This is a genomic window from Marinitoga sp. 1155 (assembly GCF_001021175.1).
GTDB lineage: Bacteria > Thermotogota > Thermotogae > Petrotogales > Petrotogaceae > Marinitoga.
On record NZ_AZAX01000008.1, the window covers coordinates 19,544 to 42,050 of the forward strand.

The following is a 22,507-nucleotide window of genomic DNA, read 5'->3' on the forward strand; positions in this document are numbered from 1 at the left end:
TAATTTTTTGAGTTTAATTTTCTTTGACTCTTTTGGCCATTTCTTTGGCTAGATTTCTTAATTTTTCATAATGTTCCTTATGTGCAGAGAATTGTACTTCGACAGGATCGCATACCATTTCCCATTTGTTTTTCTTTATATATTCAACTATACCTTTTACTCCACCACCACTCCAACCGTATGTACCAAACACTCCAAATACCCTATTTTTAATGCCCTTATGTTCTAAATTAATTAATAAGTTTTCCATTCTTGGAAAAATACCATTATTATATGTATTAGTTCCAAATAAAACACCTTTAAATCTCCATATTTCATTGATTATAAATGATTCATGTACTTCAGAAGAATTCATTATCCTAATATTTTTAATACCTTCATCAGATAAACATCTAGCTATATAATCAGCCATTTTTTCTGTATTTCCATACATCGATCCATATGCAATAACCACACCTTCTTCTGTCTCGTATTTGCTCCATTTATCATATAAAGATATAATTCTTCCTGGATTTGTTCTCCATACAGGGCCGTGAGTAGAAGCGATAATCTTTACATCTAATCCTGATAACTTTTTCATAGCTCTTTGAACCATAGGGCCAAATTTTCCAACTATATTAGAATAATATCTTCTTATTTCATTTTCATAATACTCTATATCAACCTCATCATCAAAAACGCCACCATCTAATGTGCCAAAACCACCAAATGCATCACCTGCGAATAAAATCTTTTCTGTTTCTTCATATGTCATCATGGTTTCTGGCCAGTGAACCATTGGAGTCATATAAAATTTTAATTTATGCTTTCCAAGATTTATTTCATCACCATCTTTAACTTCATATAAATTTGATTCAATACCATATAAAGCTTTTAAAAATTCAAAAGTTTTTTTATTACCAACAATTTTTATATCTGGATATGCTCTTAAAATATCGGAGATAGAACCTGAGTGGTCTGGTTCCATATGATTGATAACCAAATAATCTAACTTTTTACCTTCTAGAATATTATTAATTTTTTCAATAAACAAATGCGTTTTTGTAGCTTTTACAGTATCAAATAAAACATTTTTTTCATCTTTTATAATATATGAGTTATAAGTAACACCTTTTGGTAAAGGCCACATGTTTTCAAATAAATGAGTATCTCTATCATTTAATCCAACGTAAAAAATGGAATCTGTAATATTCAAAATATTATCCATATTAATCCCTCCTGATTTGAAATTATTTTAATTTTATTCTTTATATAATTATACTATATATTAAGAAAAAAAAAGTTTAATTTTAAGTGAAAATTTTAGTATATATTATATTATACCATATAAATAATTTTTTATATACTTGTGATTTTAGACACGAAAATTTTGAAAATCTGGTAATATAATTAAATTATTGAAAGATCATAAGAGGAGGTTGATTATGAAAAATAAAAATAATATAATAAGGTTTATAATGTATATTTCTGAAATAATATTTTTCATAATATTTTTAATATTATTGAAAAATCAGGTATTAATAAAATGGATTTTTATTTTTCTTGCAGGTCTTTTATTATCTCCGCTATTTGGTAGATTTTATTGTGGTTGGATATGTCCTATAAATACTATATTTAAACCTATAAATTTTGTTTATAGAAAAATGAAAATTTATAGATTACGAACACCGTCTTTTTTAAAGTCAAAAATAATTAGATTCATATTTTTATTTTCATTTATACTACTATTTATTATTACTAAAATACTAAAGATTAAATTAAATATTTTGTTATATGTCATAGGATTAGCTACACTGATAACTCTCTTTTTTGAAGAAGAATTATGGCATAAACATCTTTGCCCATATGGCTCGATGTTGAGTATTGCTTCGAAAAAATCATTAAAAAGATTGAATATTGATGAAAATAAATGTATAGGTTGTGGAATGTGTCAAAAAGTATGTCCTACTAATACTATAATTACACTTGATAATAAAAAAAGAAAAATACTATCCAGTGAATGTTTGATGTGTTTTGAATGCCAGAAGATATGTCCCACAAATGCAATAACATTAAAAAATACTATTAAAGTCCATGTTAAATAACATGGACTTTTTTGTTATATAATATTATATACGATGTCCAAAAAGTAAAGTCGCTCAAACCTTGATTGTTAATCCTCAAAAATAGCTCATTCTTGCCGGTCGTATCAGACTCACATCCGTGTTCGGCTTCACTCAATTTTGCATCCGTGCAAAATTGACCGGCTTCATTCGCTATTTTTTCGGACAATCTGCGAGTTTTCGCTTGCTTTACTAATTGGACACCCTATATTATATATTTAGAATAGGAGTGTGTGTAATGAAAATACATGAAAAATTAAAAAAATCATACGATATATTATCCAAACATTATGAATTTGATGTTGATACAAAAACATTTAATGCATATTATGAACGTCCTGCAATGATAAAAGCTATAGGAAAAATTAAAAATTTAAGAGTTTTAGATGCTGGTTGTGGAGCTGGTTATTATACTAAATGGTTGATTGATAATAATGCTAAAGAAGTAGTAGCAATAGATTTTTCAAAAAAAATGGTAGAGGCCACAAAAAGAAAAGTGGAAAATAAAGCACATGTACTTGAATTAGATTTGAATGCCAAATTACCTTTTAATAATAATTATTTCGATATGATTGTTTCTGCTCTAACCTTGCATTATGTTAAAGATTTAAATTTTACATTAAGCGAATTTAAAAGAGTTTTGAAAGAAAATGGAGTACTTATATTTTCAATTAATCATCCAATTATGACATATTTATATTTTTCTTTAGAGAATTATTTTGAGGAAATTCTATTGGAAGATTTAATAAATAAAGTTCCTGTTTATTTTTATCATAGATCATTTGATACAATTTTTGATGCATTATATAATAATAATTTTTTTGTTGTAAATATGTATGAGCCAAAACCAACAAAAGATTTTTTAAAAATGGATGAGAAAAATTATAAAAAACTTATGAAAAAACCAAATTTTCTGATTATTAAAGCTATAAAAAGTAATGTTACAAAATAATTTAATTTTATATTTAACAAAAAATATGATATAATTGTTGTGGTAATTTTATAAATTACTATAAAAAATATTTAGTAAAAAATATTAAAAAGGAGGTAAAAATAAAGGGGATGGGAATATGGAAGAAATAAGAAAAAAGTTTAATTTTGTTTTTCAAAAAAATATTGAAGATTTAAAATTGAAAAAAATGAAAAAAGCAGACTCTATTTCAAACGATATTGTAATTTTTGCTGATAAGAATAACGTATCGTATTATGCATCAAGAGATGGGAAAATCTATATTTATTTTGACAGTGTTTATTATATTATTGATAATATAGAAGATATATAAGAGCTGTTAAAAACAGCTCTTATATATTTTTATAGTATATTCCAATAAACAGTATTATTTTTTATAATATTTGTTATCTTTTTTTCTTCTTTTAAATAACTTAAAAAACCCATAATTGTTGTATTATATAAATAGTATAGAGTAGCATTGTTTATATTTAATCCGTAAGAATATAACATATAAGATATAATTTTTTCAGTACTTTTTTCCGTATTTAAAAAATTCAGTATCTTTTCTTCTATTTCTTCAATTCTTTTATAATTTTCCTTTGCTAAAGTGGAAATGTTATTAAGTAAAGTGCCATGAGATGGAATATAATAATCATAATTCATATTCTGCAAATTTAAGAGAGTTTGCTTAGCATTTTTTATATTTACATTAACAGGTATCTTGTGTTTTTCTAATAATTCTTCAGAAATTAAAGCATCTCCACAAAAAAGTACATTTTCAAAAGCAATACCTTTTTGGAATTCTGTGTGTCCATCAAGAGGTAATAAAGAAATTTTATTATTTTCTATAATAATATTTGAAAGAAGTTCATCAATAATATTAGTAACCTTTGAAGGTTTAGCTAATAAAAATTTATTTCTGAGTTCTTTAATAGGATATGCTCCCGAATATAGAAAATAGGGCATATATATAGGATTTTCTATCATACTTATCTCAGCTCTTGTTGAAAATATTTTTACTTCTGGTATATGCTTCTGAATATAATGATTTCCTCCAATATGATCCGCATGAATATGAGTATTAATAATATATTTTAGATTAAAGCCATTTTCTTTCAAAATTTTTATTATTCTTCTTCCTTTTGAATCATCACTTCCAGAGTCAACTATTAATACATCGTTTTCTTTATTAACTCTTATAACTCCAATATTTGTAGTATCATTGATATAATATACATTTTCTGTAATTTTTTGTAATTTCATACTTTCACCATCCCATAATTCTTTTTGTTCTATTTATTGGAAACTCACTATATACTATTCTAATCTATTAATATTAATGAAAAGTGTTTTTATGTTAATAAAAAGAAAAAGGAATAAAAATGAAAAAATGAAATTTTTCTTATGTTGAATAAATTGAACCAAATTCTAATGTAAAGTGTTTAAAAAAGTTGATTATATCTAATTAAATTTAAATATGATTAAAAATATCAGGAAATGTTTCGTTTATGAATTTTCATAAGATTGTAAAATATGTTATAATATAAAAACCAAAAATCTAAATAGGGGGTGTTTTTTATGAAAAGGATGTTTTTGATACTTTTTTTGATTGTTGCTATTTTCACTTTTTCTGCAGTGAAAAATGTTATTTATATGGTTGGCGATGGAATGGGATTAAATCAGGTTATGTTAGCGAGTTATCTTGAAGGAAGATTAATTAATTTTTTGAAAACGCAAAATCTTGGATTGGTTACGACATTTTCTGCAAATAGTAATGTAACAGATTCAGCAGCTGCAGGAACAGCGTTATTCTCTGGATTTAAAACAAATAATGGAATGATTGGAATGCTACCAGATGGCACAATTGTACCATCAATTGCTGAAATAGCTGCTAAAAAAGGTGTAAAAGTTGGGGTTATATCAACATCAAGAATTACCCATGCAACTCCAGGAGCAGTATATGGACATGTCACAACAAGAAAAGATGAAAATACCCTTGCAGAGCAATTAGTTAATAGTCCAATCACATTGGCTTTTGGTGGTGGATGGAGAAATTTTGTAGCTAATGGAGGAAAAAGAAAGGACGGAAAAGATTTAATAAAAATAGCAAAGGAAAAAGGATTTGATTATATAACTACAAAAGAAGAGTTGTTAAATTATGATGGAAATAAAGTATTAGGTTTATTTAACTATAGTCATCTTCCAGCTGCTTCAGATAGAGTTAAAGAACCTATGTTAGCTGATATGACTAAAAAAGCTTTAGAAATTTTATCAAAAGATGGGAATCCGTTCTTTTTGATGGTTGAGGGTTCTCAAATAGATTGGGAAGGACATGGAAATGATCCATATGGCGTTTGGAAAGAAATTTTAGAATTTGAAAAAGCTTTTGATGTAGTTATGGAATTTGTTAAAAATAATCCGGATACTTTAGTTGTTATTACTGCTGATCATGAAACTGGTGGATTGGGACTTTCAACAGGTGGATATTATTTTGACGTTGAAATGGTAAGAAAATTTACAAAAAATACAGATTTCATTTCCAAAGAGGCTAAAGGAGACAAAAATAAAGTTAGAGAATTAGTAAAAAAATACTATGGTATTGAATTAACAGATGATGATATGGAATATTTCGATAGATTAATAAAAGAACAGGCTGGTTCATATTATGCATTTTCAAATGCTATTGGAAGAGTTGTTAGTAGAAAAGCACATATAGGTTGGACTACTTTTGATCATACAGGGGCACCTATTCCGGTGTATGCCTTTGGAGCTGGAGCAGAAAACTTTAATGGTTTTTATGATAATACTGAAATTCCAAGGATAATAGGAAGATTAGCAGGTTATTCATTAACTTATCCCGTTTATGAACTTCCAGTTAGTGGAGCACATTAATATAATAATGTATGTTTATTGTTGTAAAAAATTTTATAATCTATAAATTTTATACTAAAAATTATAAAAAACCGGCATCTTTAGTTATAACAGATGCCGGTTTTAATTAACTTACGTTAATTAACTTACGTTTTCTGTAACCTGTATTTTTTCTGCTTCCTCAAACATCTTTCTTATCTCATCTATCCTTCGTTTTAATATTAGGTTTCCGCTGGTTAATTCCTTTTCAATCTTTTTTATTGACTGACTTATTGTAGAATGATTTTTTCCTATAAAACTTGAAATATCCTTTACTTTCATTTTTCCATAATTCTTAAGCATAAATGCGAGAATTTGTCTTGCTTCAGATATTTCCTTTTTTCTTGTAGAACTGAATAATTTTTCTCGAGTTAAATTATATTCCTTGATAACAGCTTCTAAAATAAGATTTTTCTTTAAAACTTTTAAAGTTTCTTTTGTTTGAGGAATACTTTTTTTATGAGCCTTTAAAGAACTATATAATTTTTTCACTGTTTCAATATTTACTTTTTCTCCTGTAACTTTACTGTGGAAAAATAGATTTAAAATTAATCCTCTCAACCTTCTAAGGTTATTGTCTATATTTTCAACTAAATATGTAACAACATCATCTGTTAAATAAACTGAACTCATCTCTGCCATTTTTTTAGCTATTTTTAGTTTAGTTTTTTTGTCAGGTTCATCAACATTTACAACTAACCCCATTTCAAACCTGCTTATTAATCGTGGATGAAATGTCGCCAATTCTTCAGGTGTTCTATCAGAACAGATAATTATTTGTTTTCCAAGATTAAAAAGAGTGTTAAAAGTATGAAAAAGTTCACCTTGTGCCATATCTTTGCCAATTAAGAATTGGACATCGTCAATTAATAATATATCAATCTTTTTTCTATATCTCTCTCTAAAATCATCCATTTTTTCATCTCTTAAGGATTTCATTAAATCATTCATAAATTCTTCAGCTGTTACATACATTACTTTTAAGTCAGGCGATGTTTCCATTAAGTGATTACCAATTGCATGTAAAAGATGTGTTTTTCCTAATGCAACATCTCCGTATATAAACAGAGGATTGTATTTTCCTGGATTATTGGCAACCTCTAAAGCAGAATAATAAGCTACACGATTTGCCTCTCCTATAACAAAATTATCAAAAGTATATTCAGAATTAAAATCAGAGAGTTTTAACGGTCTATTTTTTATTAATGGACCAGATTTTTTCTTAGTTGATTTATCAGCCGGGATAAATGTAAATTCAGCTGATATTCTTCTTGAAAGAATATCAGATAAAGTGTTGGAAACTAAAGCTCCATACTTTCTTGCTACAAAATCTTTAACAAACAGGTTTCCTATTCCTATAATTACTTTTTTATCCTGTATTTCCAATATTTGGGCAGAGGTAAACCATTGTTCCCAGGTATCATGATTTATCTTGGATTTTAGCATTTCTAATAATTCTTCGTTTGTCACATCAATTACCCCCTGACCAAAATTAAAAAGAATGTATAGAAAAAATTTTATCTTAAAAAATGTTTAGCATTATATAGGATATCAGATTTAACATATATAATCAAGAAAAAATTTTATGAACTTTGTTGAGATTTGAAACTTAGTGAATAAAGGAATTTAATTAACATAATATGCTATAAAAGTGTATTTTAGAAAATTCCTAAATTTAACCACTTTAATATTTTTTTACTTTCATTAAGAAATATGTCTATTAAATAAGCTTTTTTTCTCATTTTTGTGAATAGGTTAAAAAAGAAAAAGTTCATAAAATTAAAGAAATTTTTTAACAAATAAACTAATAATTTCTTCTAAAAATTGGGTATCCTCTACTGTAAATGGTTCTAATTTATGACTGTCTATATCCAGCTCTCCAAAAACATTTCCGTTTTTATCAATTATTGGAACGACAATTTCGGATTTTGTTTTATCGCTACAGGATAAATAATTTGTTTCCTTTGTTACGTCTTGAATTACAAATGTATTTTTTGTAGATGCTGCCTGACCGCATATTCCGCTACCAAAAGGTATTTTAATATGTTCAGTAGGTTCTCCTAAGTAGCTACCAAGTATCAATAAATTTTTATCATTATCATCAGTTAGATAAAATCCAACCCAATTATAATAATCAACATTTTCATATAAAGTTTTGACAATTTTTTCCATTACTTTATCTATATTGTTATTGTCATATATGTATTTCTCTATTTGAGATAATAATTTGGCAAATAAAGCTTTTTTTGAATTGACAGGATTTTCATTTATAAATTTTAATATTGCATTTTCAACGGTTTTTCTGATATCAATATTATTTAAAAAATGGTAGAATGCATCTATTAATATTACAGTGCCATAGTATGTCTCAATATAATAAAGAGGTTTTAGCCCGAGTAGTCCTGTTATATAGACAACAAAGTCACCTCTTTTAAGTTGGAAATATTCAGAATTTCTTGAAAGTTTCATAACAATATCTTTTTTTATTTGCAAAAAGTTATTCTCCCAGTATTGTTTGAACATATCAAGATCTTTTCGTTTAATTTCACCAAGATACTTTTTAATTTTTTTATTATTTAGATTTTCTAATTTTTCATATTCTCCTATAATTTTTGGTTTATTCTGTTTGTATTCTCTCCAACCATCAAACCAAAAAATTTTGTCTTTATTTAATATTTTCAAAAATTCTGGTGTAAAGTCCTGTAATATACTTCTCATAAAAAACACCTCCTGATTTTAGTTATTTTTTTTATTTTACCATTTATTTCTTACAGATTTTTTTAAATTATATTTGAATAATAATGTTAAAAATAGTATAATAATATAGAATATAAAAATATGGAGGGATAGAATGACAATAGCAAAAAAACTATATGATATGGCTTTGAAAAACATTGATGATGAAATTATTGAAGATTTTGTGATTGGTATTGGAGAAACTGCGGTTAAATTAAGTGATGGTAGAACAGGATTTGTCGCTACAAATAAAGAAGACACTCTCGGAAAATGTGAAGAATTTTACAAATGTATGGGGTTAGATGGAATGCCTGAAAGTAAAGCAGAAGTTGGTATGAAAGTAAAAGATTTATTAAAAGTAGGCTTGTTTTCTGGAGATCCTCTTTTGAGATCTGTATCTTATGCTGCGGTAAATGCGATTTTTAATAAAAATCCAGAAAGATTTATTGAAGGCGATACGTTGAAATTGATGGAATTTAATAAAAAAGATATAGTAGGAATTGTTGGAGAAATTACACCGTTTGTTGATGCTTTAAGGCCAAAAGTGTGGGATGTTCTTATTTTTGACAGACAGCGAAGACATGACCAGATTTTACCTGACTGGGCAATAATAGAAATGTTGCCTAAATGTACAGCTGTTATTATTACGGGAACGACAATTGTAAATGGTACAATCGATTATATATTAAATTATATAAATACTGAAAGAGTTGCTATTGCAGGTCCTTCGACTATAATGGTTGAGAATGTATTTCCTGTAAAGATTTTGTCTGGTTCATTTATAGAAGATCCAGATAAATTATTTGATTTAGTAAAAAAAGGTGCTGGCACCAGGACATTATTTAGAAGTGGTGCTGCACGCAAAGTAAATTTAATATTTTAAATATTTATATAATTCTTTCAATGTATAGATGGAATCAGAATAGGTTATATTTTGGTTCCATCTTTTTATTAGTATTGATTTTATACCAAAATTGTTTCCGCCGACTATATCAACGTTATAATTATCTCCAACAAAAATTACTTCATTTTTTTGTAAATTCATTTTATTTAATGTATATTCAAAAATTTTCGGATCAGGTTTATACATTTTAACTGAATATGATGTAATTAAAAAATCAAAAGGAAAAGGTTTATTTTTCAATGCAGGAATTACAAAATCATCATCAGCATTAGATAGTATTGCTATTTTTATTTTTGCCTTTTTTATTGTTTTTAAAAATTCAACATCATCATATGGTTTTAATTCAATAAAGGTTTTATACATTTGGTTAATATACCATTCTTCTGAATTTTCTAATTTATAAAACTTTTTTAATTCTTTAAACATCAAATTGTAATATTCTCTTTCGGGTTTAAATGGTTTTAAATGATATGAATTAAAATACTTATTATATACGTTTCTGATTGTTTTTTCTAAATCTATTGCGGGAATATTAATCTCTTTAGAAATAATTTCAGCTATTGGAAGAAAAAGATGATTGGCATTTATCAATGTACCATACAAATCGAAAATAATACCTTTTATCAAATCAATCACTCCTTATTTTTCATTTATTATTATTTGACAGTTCAATTATATCATAATTGTATATAGTCAATGATTAATTATCTAAAAATTTACTAAAATATTATATACTTAGAATTAAAGTATGTTATAATTGTAATGAAAATTAATCTTGGGGAGGGAACTATATGATGGTAGATAGACAGGAATTTTTACAACCTCTAATTACAAAAACTAATTCAAAAATTGTGATGTTAGTAATGGATGGTATTGGAGATACAGTAGTTAATGGAAAAACACCTTTACAGGCAGCTAATACACCAAATTTAGACAAAATTGCAACAGAGTCAGATTTAGGTCAAACAATACCAGTTTTACCAGGAATTACACCAGGTTCAGGACCAGGACATTTGGGTATTTTTGGATATGATCCTATAAGATACCAAATTGGAAGAGGAATTTTAGAAGCATTAGGTATAGATGTTGAGGTTGGAGAAAAAGATGTTGTTGCAAGGGGAAATTTTGCTACAATAGATGGTGATACTGTAGTTGATAGAAGAGCTGGAAGGCCAAAATCAGAAGAATCTGCAAAGATAGTTGAAAAATTAAAAGAAAATATTAAAGAAATTGATGGGGTTAAGATTCAATTTTATGCAGGAAAAGAACATAGATTTGTAGTTAAATTAACAGGTGAAGGTCTTGATGATAGAATTGAAGATGCTGACCCGCAAAAGGAAGGGTTGCCTATAAAATGGGCTCATGCAACTCATCCAGATGCAGAAAAAACTGCTGAAATATTTACAAAATTAATGAAAAAAATTAGAGATGTTTTAAAAGATGAACCAAAGATAAATTTTGCTTTAATTAGAGGTTTTTCTAAATATCCAAATATTCCGCAATTTCCAGAAGTATATAAAATGAGAGCAGCTGCTATTGCTGTATATCCTATGTATAAAGGATTAGCAAAATTAGTTGGAATGGATATTTTAAATGTCGACGGAGAAACACCTTCAGATGAGTTTAAGACTTTAAAAAAATACTGGAATGACTATGACTTTTTCTATATACATATAAAGAAAACAGATTCATATGGTGAAGATGGGAATTTTGATGCAAAAGTTCATGTAATAGAAATGGTAGACGAAGCATTACCTGAATTATTAGAATTAAACCCTGATGTATTAGTTGTTACTGGCGACCATTCTACACCTGTAGCTATTAGCGGGCATAGTTGGCACCCAGTTCCTTTTATGATTAAATCTCCTTATACAAGAGCAGGATTATCAAAATCGTTTGATGAATTTGAAGCAGCAAGAGGTTCTATGGGAACAATTTATGCTGTTGATTTAATGGGATTGTTAATGGCAAATGCAAGAAAACTTGAAAAATTTGGAGCATAATGCCATTTTTTATAAATCTATTTTTTAGTGTAATTGTTTTAATACTTTTTGTAAAATTGAAAATGATAACTACAGCCATAATTTTTATGGCTGTAGTCTTTTTTCTATTTAATTACTCATTAAAAACAAAAGTATTTTTTATACTAATATTGTCTTTAGTGTTAATTAAAACAATTACTTCATATTCAATTCCGACAAATAAAGAACTAGGGATTTTAGGAACAATTATTGATAAATCAAATAACTATTATATAGTAAAAACTAATGAAGTTTATTATGATGATTCTTGGAAAAGTATAAAAGGAAAATTGTATTTTTCGTATAATAAATTTACTACTGATCCTTTTGAAATAGGTAATAATATATACATTGTAGGTAAAAAAACTAATGGTAAATTCGATCCAATTTATATGGCTAACTCTTCAGAAAAAAGTATATATTCTGTAAGGAATTTTTTTAAAAAAAGGATATACAGGAATTTTCAATATGATAATAGAGAAATACTTTTTTCGGTAGTTTTTGGTGGATTAAAAGGAAAAAATGCGGAAATCTTTAAAAATACAGGACTCCTGCATTTGTTTGCTGTATCAGGGTTCCATGTCTATATAATTTATTCCTTGTTATATTTTCTATATTCTTTTACACTTTTTCCCATTAATATTAGAAGATTAATTACTATAATAATATTATTTATATATTTATCAGCATCAGGATTTTCAGATTCAGCAATGAGGGCAACTTTTTTGCTCTCTATAATTGAATTAAATAAATTAATAGGATGGAATGTTAATTCAAAAAATATTCTTGGTCTAATTGGTGTAATAAATTTATTGTATAATCCTAATGTGCTTTTTTCTGCAGGATTTTTAATGAGTTATTTTGCAGCACTTTCAATATTAATAATTATAGAATATACAAATAATCCATTTTTAGTCACATTATCTGCATTTTTAGCTGTGCTACCTTGGAGTATTTTGTTTTTCAAAGGTTTTTCTTTTGTAGGAATATTTTTAAGTGTTTTTTTTACACCAATAATATATTCGCTAATGATTTTATCTGGATTGTATATAATTGTACATTTGCCAGATTTTGTATCCAATTTTGTAAATTATTACATATCCATTATAAAGAGTCTTTTGCAATATATAAATAGATATATACCATATATTACATTAAAAGATAATTCTTATATATTTTTATATTTTATATCCATAATATTATTAATTTTTTTCCATATAGTTATTTATAAAAGATATACGATGTCCAAAAAGTAAAGTCGCTCAAACCTTGATTGTTAATCCCCAAAAATAGCTCATTCTCGCCGGTCGTATCAGACTCACATCCATGTTCGGTATTTTGCATCCGTGCAAAATTGACCGGCTTCATTTTTCTCTTAGATTTTTTATACCTAAAAAATCTAAGAGAAAAAAGATATTCAGAGGAGGAATAGAAATGTCTGGAAAATTTATATTAATTGTAGGTCCTATGTATTCTGGAAAAACATCAGAACTTATATCTTTTGTTGAGATTTATACATTGGGTAGAAAAAAAATAAAAGTATTTAAACCTATTATAGATGATAGATATTCTTCTGAATACGTTGTTTCTCATACAGGAACAAAAATTAAAGCTATACCAATAAAACACTCGAAAGAGATGTATGAACACTTGGATTATGATGAAAAAGCTGTTTTTGTAGATGAAGTTCAATTCTTTGATGAAGAATTGAAAGACGTTATTCTTGATTTGATTAAAAAAGGAATAAATGTATATTGCTCCGGATTGGATTTAACCTATAAAAATAATCCATTTAAAACAACAATTCTACTTTCCGCTTATGCCGATGAAATAATTAAGAAAAAAGCTGTTTGCCATGAATGTGGTGAATATAATGGAACAATCTCGTTTAAAATTGTTGGTAATGGTTCTGAGATAGATGTAGGTGGATTTGAAAAATATATAGCAGTTTGTAGAGATTGTTATGAAAAATTGAATTCAGAAAAATAAAACTATGAAAATTATAAGACTGTCTAAAAAGTCAAATTCACTCAGACAGCTTGATTGCTAATCCTTAAAATTATTCATTCTCAGCCGTCGCTCAAACAATACATCGTGTATTGTTTCGCTCAAAATTACATCCATGTAATTTTGACGGCTTTCATTCACAATTTTAAGGGCAATCTTCGAGTCTTCGTTTCATTTGAGACTTTTTAGACGGCCTAAAAATTATATTATTAATGCAAAAATTAATAATAAGTTTCAAATTTATTTATCTACAGTAGTTGACTAAAACTCAAAGATATGATAAAATATCTTGGAAAGTTAATAAATTTGGAGAGGTGGCCGAGCGGTCGAAGGCGCACGCCTGGAGAGCGTGTGACGGGCAAAACCCGTCCGTGGGTTCAAATCCCACCCTCTCCGCCATAAAACAGAGCGATGTGCTCTGTTTTTTTATTACTATTTACATTTTGTTATATTTTATGATATAATATAAGAAATCTTTGGAGGTATTTGTTATGAGTTTTTTTCAAAAATGGAAAATGCGATGCCCTATTATAAGATTCATTGAACGCTTAAGAATGAAAAAAATAAAAGTAAAAATAGGAAAAATTAAATAACAAAGTGAATTCTGAAAAATTTTTAAGTGAATTTCGTTGTTCGAAATGTAATATTATCGTAATTTTTTATTAATTTTAATTTGTTAAACTACTGCAAAAGTTAATATGTAAAACGAACAAACGGAGGCGCAACCGAGAAGAGTAATCTACCTATCGCTTGGGTAGGCTTGGGGTAGATGAAAGGCGAGGTTGCCGAAGGATGTAAGATATACCCGTCTTACATGCCTGGTTGTATAGGGAATACCTATGCAACTGTCGCATGAAAAACATGCGGAGAGCCGTTTGGGATAATATTTATTGATAATATTATTTCAATTTGGCCTTCCGTTGTGGAAGGCCATTTTTATTAGGAGGGATAATGTGAAAATTGGAATTGTTGGTGCTACTGGAGAAGTTGGTAGAACAATGATAAAGGTTTTAGAGGAGTTTGATTTGGATATTACAGAGTTAAGATTGTTTGCATCAAAAAAATCACAAGGAAAAGAAATAAAATTCAAAAATAAAAATTATTTTGTTGAAGAATTAACTGAAGAAAAAATGAAAGAACATTATGATTATCTACTTTTTTCTGCAGGGAGCACGATTTCAAAAAAATTTGCTATTATAGCTAGTAAAAATGGGAATACTGTTATAGATAATTCATCAGCATTTAGAATGGAAAAAGATATACCATTAATTGTTCCTGAAATTAATGGAGATATTATAAAAAATTATAAAGGAATTATAGCAAATCCAAATTGTTCTACGATTCAAATGGTTTTAGCTTTATCAAATATACAAAAAGAAATTGGTATTTCTGAAATATTTGTAAGTACGTATCAGGCAGTTTCTGGTGCTGGAAATAAAGGAATGAAAGAACTTTTGGATCAAGAAAATGGGAATAATAACATTAACTATTTTCCCGATTTAATACACCACAATGTAATTCCATTGATAGGAAATATAATGCAAAATGGTTTTACAGAAGAAGAAATGAAAATGGTGAATGAAACAAGAAAAATTTTTAATAATAATAAAATAAAAATATATCCAACAGCAGTAAGAGTTCCTGTTTTATACGGACATTCCGAAAGCGTAGCATTTAAAATAAATGGAAAAAGTTCAGTAAAAGAATTAAAAAAACTTATATCAAATGTAGAAAATGTTGTATATACCGAAGAATTAATAACCCCTTTAAATGTAGCTGGAAGTAATATTACTTATGTTTCCAGATTAAGACAAATTGAAGAAGATACTTTTCTGTTATGGATTGTAGCTGATAATGTTAGAGTTGGTGCCGCTACAAATGCTGTGAGGATATTATTAAAACATTATGAGTTGAATGGATGATAATATGAAAAAAATCCCATTTGATATTAATTATTTACTAAAAAATTTTCCAACACCATTTTATGTTTATGATGAAAGAGGAATTTTGAATTCTTTAAAAAAATTACAAAATTCATTTAATTGGTGTGACTTTAAAGAATATTTTGCTGTAAAAGCAACACCTACGCCCTACATATTAAGAATTTTAGGAGAAAATGGGGCTGGAACTGATTGTAGCTCTATGGCTGAACTTATCTTATCGGAAAAATCAGGAATTAATGGAGAAGACATACTTTTTACATCAAACAATACACCTATTGAGGAATATAAAAAAGCATATGATTTAGGGGCTATAATTAATTTTGACGATACAGATCATATAAAAAAATTTTTAAATAAAATAGGCAAACCAGATATAGCTTCAATAAGATATACTCCTAAAAACGCATATGGTACTGAAGTTATAGGTAATCCAAAGAATTCAAAATTTGGTATGCCTTATAAAAAGGTTTTAGAAGGTTATAAGATTATGATAGATTCTGGTATAAAAAGAGTTGGATTTCATGCTATGCTTGTTTCCAATACATTAAGTACAGATATTATTACCAGAAATACTCAAATCATTTTTGAAGCAGTCAAAAATATTTCAGAAAAATTAAATATAGAATTTGAGTTTATAGATATAGGGGGCGGCTTTGGTATCCCTTACAAGCCTGAAGAAAAAGAGTTGGATATTAATTTACTGAGTAAAAATATAAAAGATCTATACAATTATTATTTTAATGATTTTAAACCAAAATTATACACAGAAAATGGAAGATATATTACAGGACCACATGGTTATTTAATAACAAAAGTATTACATATCAAAAGTAGTTATAAAATGTACGTTGGGGTTGATGCGAATATGGCAAATTTAATGAGACCAGCTATTTATGGAGCATATCATCATATTACGGTATTAAATAAATCTGGAGAATATGAAACATATGATGTTGTTGGGTCATTATGCGAAAATAACGATAAATTTGCCATTAATAGAAAATTACCTAAAATCGAAGAGGAAGATATTTTAATAATCCACGATGTCGGAGCTCATGGACATTCGATGGGATTCAATTATAATGGAAAATTAAAATCTGCTGAATTTGTTTATGATGGTGAAAAATTTAAAATGATTAGAAGAGCTGAAACATTGGATGATTATTTTTCAACAATAATATTTTAAGCGAATCAGAAGATTCGTCAAGGAGGGGATATTTATGTTTAATGGTGTTGGCACTGCTATTATTACTCCGTTTAATGAAAACTTTGAAGTTGATTATAATGCATTAGAAGAATTTGTGAATTTCCAATTAGAATTTGTTGATGCATTAATAGTTTTAGGAACAACTGGAGAAGCTCCAACAATAAATGAAAAAGAACGAGAAAAAATAGTTTCAAAAGTAGTTGAGATTGTAAATAAAAAGATACCTGTTATTGTAGGAACTGGATCCAATAATCCAGAGCATGTATTGAATAACAATAAACTTGCGGAAAAGAATGGCGCTGATGGATTGCTTATAGTAAGTCCTTATTATAATAAATCAACCCAAAAAGGTTTAGTCAAATACTTTACCTATATTGCTGAAAGAACTGAATTACCTATAATCTTATACAATGTTCCATCAAGAACAGGAGGAAATATTTTACCTGATACTGCTATTGAGATTTTCGATAAAAACAAAAATGTTATTGGTATAAAAGAAGCAAGCGGAAACATTTCACAAATAGCAGAATTAATATCAAATAAACCCAATGAGATGTTAGTTTATTCAGGAAATGACGATCAAGCATTACCTTTAATGGTATTAGGTGGAAATGGCGTAATATCAGTTTTCTCAAATGTTTTGCCAAAACAAATGAAAGAATTAACTGATGCAATATTAAATGGGAATTTTAAAAAAGCTCAGGAAATTAATAATAAATATAATATTTTAATGAGAAAACTATTTGTTGAAGTAAATCCAATACCTGTAAAATATGCTGTTTCTAAACTTGGATACTGTAAAAATATTGTACGATTGCCTTTGGTAGAACTTAGTGAAAATGGAAAAATATTAATTGATAAATTGTTTGAGGAGTTGAGCATATTATGAAATATGGAATAATTGGAAGAAATGGAAGGATGGGAAACGAAATTTATAATCTTTTTTCTGAAAAAGGGCATAAATTGGTATTTTCGTATGATAAGAATGGAGAGAATTTTATAGAAAATCCTGATATATTAATAGATTTTTCCTTACCTGAAGTTTTTAATAAGGTAATAGAATACACAAAAAAATTCAAATGTCCTTTAATAATAGGAACTACTGGTTTAAGTAATGAACAGATAAATGAATTAAAAACCTTATCACATGAAATACCAATAATTCAGAGCTATAATTTTTCTATTGGCATTCAGGTATTACTAAAGTTAGTAAAATTAGTTGATAAGTTATTAGATGATGCCGATATTGAAATTTTTGAAGTACATCATAGATTTAAAAAAGATAAACCTTCTGGAACAGCTAAAATGATTAAGGAAGTGTTGAATAAAGAGGTTAATATATCTTCTCTACGATTGGGAAATGTTTCTGGTGATCATTCAATATATTTTGGAAACTTAGGTGAAGTTATTACAATTTCACATAGAGCATTATCAAGAAGAACATTTGCTGCAGGAGTTTTAAAGGCTGCTGAATTTTCTTTGAAAGTTGTAGCTGGTTTTTATACATTTCAGGATATCTTTGAACTTACTATGAAGGAGGATTAATATGAATTCTTATGAAATAATTGAATATATTGCCAGATCTAAAAAATCAACACCTATAAAGGTATATCTGCGTGGAAATTTAAAAGATATACCATTTGAAGAATATTATGGGAACGAAAAAGTAGGTATATTATTTTGTGAATTAGAAGAATTTGAAAAATTTTTAAATAGCAATAAAAATATAATTGAAAAGTATAGAATAGAAATGGATAGAAGAAATTCGGCAATACCTTTATTAGATTTAAAAAAAATCAATGCAAGAATAGAACCTGGTGCAGTAATACGTGATCTAGTTGAGATAGGAGATAATGCTGTAATTATGATGGGTGCAGTAATAAATATAGGAGCAAAAATAGGAAAAAAAACGATGATAGATATGAATGTTGTTATAGGAGGAAGAGCACAAATTGGTAATAATTGCCATATAGGAGCAGGTTCCATTATTGCTGGTGTTATAGAACCACCAAGTGCAGACCCTGTAATTATTGAAGATAATGTCTTAATAGGTGCCAATGCAGTTATATTGGAGGGTGTTAAAGTAGGGAAAGGAAGTGTTGTTGCAGCTGGATCTGTAGTAACAAAAAATGTGGATCCGTATACAGTAGTTGCAGGAATTCCAGCAAGAGTTATAAAAAAAGTTGATGAAAAAACAAAAGATAAAACTAGACTATTAGATGAATTAAGAAATTTGTAGGTGATAAAATGAATATAGTTGTACAAAAATACGGCGGTTCATCTGTGGCAACTCCGGATAAAATAAGATTTGTAGCAAATAAAATTAAAAATAAAGTTAGAGACGGTTATAAAATAATTGTTATAGTTTCTGCAATGGGAAAAACTACGGACAATTTAATAAAATTGGCAAAGGAAATTTCTATTAATCCTCATCCAAGAGAATTGGATATGCTTTTAGCAACGGGAGAGCAGGTTTCTGTTTCTTTGCTTTCTATGGCTTTAAATGATTTAAAAATAAGTACAAAATCATTGAATGCTTTTCAAGCAGGTATATTTACTACATCTGATTTTAATAATGCTAGAATACAAAAATTTAAAATATCAGAAATAATAAAATTATTGGAATATTATGATGTTCTTGTAATTACAGGTTTTCAGGGTATAACAGAAGATGGAGATTATACAACGTTAGGAAGAGGCGGTTCCGATACGTCTGCAGTCGCTTTTGCTGCTGCTTTAAATTGTAATTGTGAAATATATAGTGATTTTCCAGGGATTTTCACTTTTGATCCCCAAAGATACCCTGATGCAAAAAAGATAGATTATATAACTTATGATGAAATGCTTGAAATGGCGTCATTAGGAGCAAAAGTTTTACATAATAGAGCTGTGGAGGTGGCCAAAAAATTTAATGTTAAGATTTATTGTGCAGGTACTTTTTCAAATGAGGAGGGAACATATGTGGTTTCTGATAATATTGAGAATCCTGTAGTTACAGGAATGAGTGTTATGGAAAATCAGACTCAGGTCACAATAACTAATTTGCCATTTAATCATGCCATTATATATAATCTTTTTGAAAGTATAGCGCAAAAAGGTTTTAATGTAGATATGATTTCAATTATAAATATAAATGAAAAACTAAATGTCTCATTCACAATTATCGAAGAAGAAATGTCTCATTTTGATAATTATTTAAAAGAGGCTTTAAATACTTTCAATGAATCTCAAATAACGTATGAACACGGATATGCAAAAATTTCTGTAGTTGGTATTGGAATGAAAACTGAAAAAGGTGTCGCTTCAAGATTTTTTAAAGCGCTTGAAGATATTCCAATAAGAATGGTTACTACATCAGAAATAAAAATATCCTGTCTTATTGATAAAGAATATTTAAATGAAGCGACAAAAGCATTAATAAAGGAGTTTGAATTATGATTTTAAAATTATATGATTATTTTAATTTACAAATTGCTACTGCTAAAGGTGTATATATTTATTCAGAAAAAGGGGGAAAATATTTAGATTCATTTGCGGGAATTGGTGTATTATCTTTTGGTCATTCAAATGACAGTTTAATTCATATAATGCAAAGAAAAATGGAAAGATATATGCATATATCCAATTTCTTTTTGGATGAAGATGCTGAATATGTTGCTCGAAAATTAGTTCATTTTACTAGAAAGGAAGGAGCAGTATTCTTTACAAATTCTGGCGCTGAAGCAACTGAAGCAGCATTAAAAGCCATTAAAAAAATATCAACAAATAAAAAAAATAAAATTATATATTTCAAAAATGGTTTTCATGGAAGGACATTAGGTGCTTTATCTATAAATGGCTTTGAAAAATTAAAATTTCCTTTCAGACCTCTTTTGCCTCATTGTAAAGAATTTATTTTCAATGATATTGGTGGTTTTGATGATTACATGAAATATCATGGCAATGAAGTTGTAGCGGTTTTTGTAGAACCTATTCAGGGTTCTGGAGGAGTTCTTCCTTTAACAGATGAATTTGCTGAAATATTAAATAAACATCATAAAGAAAAAAAGTTTATTCTTGTTTGTGATGAAATTCAGGCTGGTCTTGGAAGAACGGGAAAAATTTTTTCGTATGAACATTTTAATTTGAATCCTGATATAATTACAGTAGGAAAATCATTAGGTGGTGGATTACCATTAGGAGCGACAATATTTTTGAATGAAACTATAAATATTTTAAAACCTGGTGATCATGGTTCTACATTTGCTCCTAACCCAATAGCTTTAGCTGGAGCTAAATATATATTGGAAAATATTCCAACGTTACTAACAGATATATCTAAAAAAGGACAATATATTATCAAAAAAATCGAAGATATTAATTCATTAAAAATAGTTGATATAAGAGGGAAAGGCTTAATGATTGGAATTGAATTAGATGATTCGTATCCAAATTTAAGAGATAAAGCTTTTCAAAAAGGATTATTGCTAAATGTTATTTCTAATAATACAGTAATTAGATTATTACCAGCGTTAAACATTTCTTATAATGAAATAGACGAAATTATTAAAATATTGGAGGAATTATTATGATATCTCCTGTTGAATTAAGACATATATTACATCAAAATCCTGAATTAGGATTTGAAGAATTTGAAACAACAAAAATTTTAGAAAAAAATATAATAGCTCTATCAAAACAATATAATACAAAAATTAAAATATTAAAACCTCTAAGTACAGGGTTAGTTGTAAAATATACACCTTTAAAAAATAATAATTATATTTTATTCAGAGCAGATATCGATGCGTTGCCAATAAAAGAAAAAAATGAAATTAAATTTAAATCAAAAAATAATTTTATGCATGCATGCGGTCATGATATTCATATGTCCATTTTATATGGTCTTATAGAATACGTTTTAAAAAATAATATACAAAAAAATCTTTTATTTTTATTCCAACCTGCTGAAGAAGGAGGTGGAGGAGCAAAAAAAATATTGGATTCTGGTATTTTCAATAAATTTAATATTTCCAAAGCTTATGCTCTTCATGTTACAGATGAATATGAAAAAGGAACAATAGCTACATCGAAAGGGGGTTTGTTTGCCTCTGCTGTTGAAATAGATATAGAATTTTTTGGGAAAAATGCACATATAGCCTTTCCACAAGATGGAAAAAATGCGTTAAATGCAATGAGAATATTTTTAGATTCTATAGAAAAAATTCCAAAAAATCCAACTTCACCTTTACTATTCGGGATTGGCAAGATTCAATCAGGGGAAGTTCGAAATGTAATACCATCATATGCAAAAATTGAAGGAAGTATTAGATCTTTAAATCTTGATTATACAGAAAGTTATATTAATAAATTGAATAAAATATTAAAATCAATAGAGAATTTTACAGAAGTAAAATATGAAATTACAATAGGATCTAGATATAAAGAAGTAGTTAATGATGAGTATTTATATAATGAATTTATAGAAAAAATAAATAATGAATATCAAATTATTAATTGTGGGTACAAAATGACAGGTGAAGACTTTGGTTTTATTGCTGAAAAATATCCATCATTAATGTTTTGGCTGGGGACGAGAGTTGATAAAAAATTTGGGTTACATTCCCCTTATTTTTTGCCAGATGATAGTATAATAAACATAGGAATCGAAATCTTCAAAAAAATTTTAAAATAAAAATATATGGAGTTTATATATCTTGAAGTATCCATTTTTCATTTTATCCCC

General features: G+C 27.4%; 21 protein-coding genes, 1 tRNA gene and 1 riboswitch. Of the genes, 17 read left to right on the plus strand and 5 right to left on the minus strand.

The features are described from left to right. Positions 1 to 13: 13 nt before the first annotated feature. Complete coding sequence (locus X274_RS03730; RefSeq protein ID WP_047265471.1) at positions 14 to 1,207, minus strand: FprA family A-type flavoprotein; 1,194 nt, start codon at positions 1,205 to 1,207, stop codon at positions 14 to 16. Between the two features lie 217 nt (positions 1,208 to 1,424). Between X274_RS03730 and X274_RS03735 the strand changes: the two genes are divergently transcribed. The 3 genes from X274_RS03735 (at position 1,425) to X274_RS03750 (ending at position 3,385) form a co-directional block, all read left to right on the plus strand. After that, entirely contained in the window at positions 1,425 to 2,084 is a 660-nt protein-coding gene (locus X274_RS03735; protein ID WP_052913161.1) for a 4Fe-4S binding protein, read from the plus strand. A gap of 256 nt (positions 2,085 to 2,340) precedes the next feature. Then, a complete protein-coding gene (locus tag X274_RS03745; RefSeq protein WP_047265473.1) occupies positions 2,341 to 3,054 on the plus strand; it encodes a class I SAM-dependent methyltransferase in 714 nt (237 codons plus the stop codon). Between the two features lie 118 nt (positions 3,055 to 3,172). Continuing rightward, complete coding sequence (locus X274_RS03750) at positions 3,173 to 3,385, plus strand: hypothetical protein (protein WP_047265474.1); 213 nt, start codon at positions 3,173 to 3,175, stop codon at positions 3,383 to 3,385. Between the two features lie 29 nt (positions 3,386 to 3,414). Here the strand turns inward: X274_RS03750 and X274_RS03755 are convergent, their stop codons facing one another. Beyond that, the gene (locus X274_RS03755) at positions 3,415 to 4,317 is read right to left on the minus strand and encodes an MBL fold metallo-hydrolase (protein ID WP_047265475.1); all 903 of its coding nucleotides are present in this window, start codon (positions 4,315 to 4,317) and stop codon (positions 3,415 to 3,417) included. A 315-nt stretch (positions 4,318 to 4,632) separates the two neighbouring features. Between X274_RS03755 and X274_RS03760 the strand changes: the two genes are divergently transcribed. Then, positions 4,633 to 5,946 carry an alkaline phosphatase gene (locus tag X274_RS03760; RefSeq protein ID WP_047265476.1) on the plus strand — a complete coding sequence of 438 codons (1,314 nt, stop codon included), beginning with the start codon at positions 4,633 to 4,635 and terminating at the stop codon, positions 5,944 to 5,946. A gap of 120 nt (positions 5,947 to 6,066) precedes the next feature. Here the strand turns inward: X274_RS03760 and dnaA are convergent, their stop codons facing one another. Beyond that, complete coding sequence (dnaA, locus tag X274_RS03765) at positions 6,067 to 7,434, minus strand: chromosomal replication initiator protein DnaA (protein WP_052913162.1); 1,368 nt, start codon at positions 7,432 to 7,434, stop codon at positions 6,067 to 6,069. Positions 7,435 to 7,743: 309 nt separating this feature from the next. Continuing rightward, positions 7,744 to 8,682, minus strand: coding sequence for a GAF domain-containing protein (locus X274_RS11940; RefSeq protein WP_047265477.1), 939 nt, complete (start codon positions 8,680 to 8,682; stop codon positions 7,744 to 7,746). Positions 8,683 to 8,815: 133 nt separating this feature from the next. Between X274_RS11940 and X274_RS03775 the strand changes: the two genes are divergently transcribed. Then, positions 8,816 to 9,583, plus strand: a complete 768-nt coding sequence (locus X274_RS03775; RefSeq protein WP_047265478.1) for a Rossmann-like domain-containing protein — start codon at positions 8,816 to 8,818, stop codon at positions 9,581 to 9,583. On the opposite strand, the gene X274_RS03780 is transcribed toward X274_RS03775, so the two are convergent. After that, positions 9,572 to 10,231 (minus strand): HAD family hydrolase, encoded by a 660-nt coding sequence (locus X274_RS03780; protein ID WP_047265479.1) that lies wholly within the window; start codon positions 10,229 to 10,231, stop codon positions 9,572 to 9,574. The genes X274_RS03775 and X274_RS03780 overlap by 12 nt on opposite strands. A 167-nt stretch (positions 10,232 to 10,398) precedes the next feature. Between X274_RS03780 and X274_RS03785 the strand changes: the two genes are divergently transcribed. The 12 genes from X274_RS03785 to X274_RS03840 all read left to right on the plus strand — a co-directional run bounded on the left by X274_RS03785 (position 10,399) and on the right by X274_RS03840 (position 22,456). Then, on the plus strand, positions 10,399 to 11,607 hold the full coding sequence (locus X274_RS03785; RefSeq protein WP_047265517.1) for a 2,3-bisphosphoglycerate-independent phosphoglycerate mutase: 1,209 nt from the start codon (positions 10,399 to 10,401) through the stop codon (positions 11,605 to 11,607). Beyond that, positions 11,607 to 12,881, plus strand: a complete 1,275-nt coding sequence (locus tag X274_RS03790) for a ComEC/Rec2 family competence protein (RefSeq protein WP_047265480.1) — start codon at positions 11,607 to 11,609, stop codon at positions 12,879 to 12,881. Before X274_RS03785 ends, X274_RS03790 begins: the two co-directional genes overlap by 1 nt. Before the next feature lie 178 nt (positions 12,882 to 13,059). Further along, entirely contained in the window at positions 13,060 to 13,614 is a 555-nt protein-coding gene (locus X274_RS03795) for a thymidine kinase (protein ID WP_047265481.1), read from the plus strand. A gap of 326 nt (positions 13,615 to 13,940) precedes the next feature. Beyond that, positions 13,941 to 14,031, plus strand: a tRNA-Ser gene (locus X274_RS03800). Between the two features lie 307 nt (positions 14,032 to 14,338). Beyond that, a riboswitch (Lysine riboswitch) is annotated at positions 14,339 to 14,514 on the plus strand. Between the two features lie 71 nt (positions 14,515 to 14,585). Beyond that, positions 14,586 to 15,554, plus strand: a complete 969-nt coding sequence (locus X274_RS03805; protein WP_047265482.1) for an aspartate-semialdehyde dehydrogenase — start codon at positions 14,586 to 14,588, stop codon at positions 15,552 to 15,554. Further along, positions 15,547 to 16,761, plus strand: a complete 1,215-nt coding sequence (locus X274_RS03810; protein WP_231580377.1) for a diaminopimelate decarboxylase family protein — start codon at positions 15,547 to 15,549, stop codon at positions 16,759 to 16,761. Before X274_RS03805 ends, X274_RS03810 begins: the two co-directional genes overlap by 8 nt. A 34-nt stretch (positions 16,762 to 16,795) precedes the next feature. Next, positions 16,796 to 17,671 (plus strand): 4-hydroxy-tetrahydrodipicolinate synthase, encoded by an 876-nt coding sequence (dapA, locus tag X274_RS03815; RefSeq protein WP_047265483.1) that lies wholly within the window; start codon positions 16,796 to 16,798, stop codon positions 17,669 to 17,671. Next, positions 17,668 to 18,327, plus strand: coding sequence for a 4-hydroxy-tetrahydrodipicolinate reductase (locus X274_RS03820; RefSeq protein ID WP_047265484.1), 660 nt, complete (start codon positions 17,668 to 17,670; stop codon positions 18,325 to 18,327). The genes dapA and X274_RS03820 overlap by 4 nt, the downstream gene beginning before the upstream one ends. Before the next feature lies 1 nt (position 18,328). After that, complete coding sequence (gene dapD / locus X274_RS03825; protein WP_047265485.1) at positions 18,329 to 19,021, plus strand: 2,3,4,5-tetrahydropyridine-2,6-dicarboxylate N-acetyltransferase; 693 nt, start codon at positions 18,329 to 18,331, stop codon at positions 19,019 to 19,021. An 8-nt stretch (positions 19,022 to 19,029) separates the two neighbouring features. Further along, complete coding sequence (locus tag X274_RS03830; protein ID WP_047265486.1) at positions 19,030 to 20,220, plus strand: aspartate kinase; 1,191 nt, start codon at positions 19,030 to 19,032, stop codon at positions 20,218 to 20,220. After that, positions 20,217 to 21,353: an aspartate aminotransferase family protein gene (locus tag X274_RS03835; protein ID WP_047265487.1), complete on the plus strand. Its 1,137-nt coding sequence runs from the start codon at positions 20,217 to 20,219 to the stop codon at positions 21,351 to 21,353. Before X274_RS03830 ends, X274_RS03835 begins: the two co-directional genes overlap by 4 nt. Next, complete coding sequence (locus X274_RS03840) at positions 21,350 to 22,456, plus strand: amidohydrolase (RefSeq protein ID WP_047265488.1); 1,107 nt, start codon at positions 21,350 to 21,352, stop codon at positions 22,454 to 22,456. Before X274_RS03835 ends, X274_RS03840 begins: the two co-directional genes overlap by 4 nt. Positions 22,457 to 22,507: the final 51 nt, after the last annotated feature.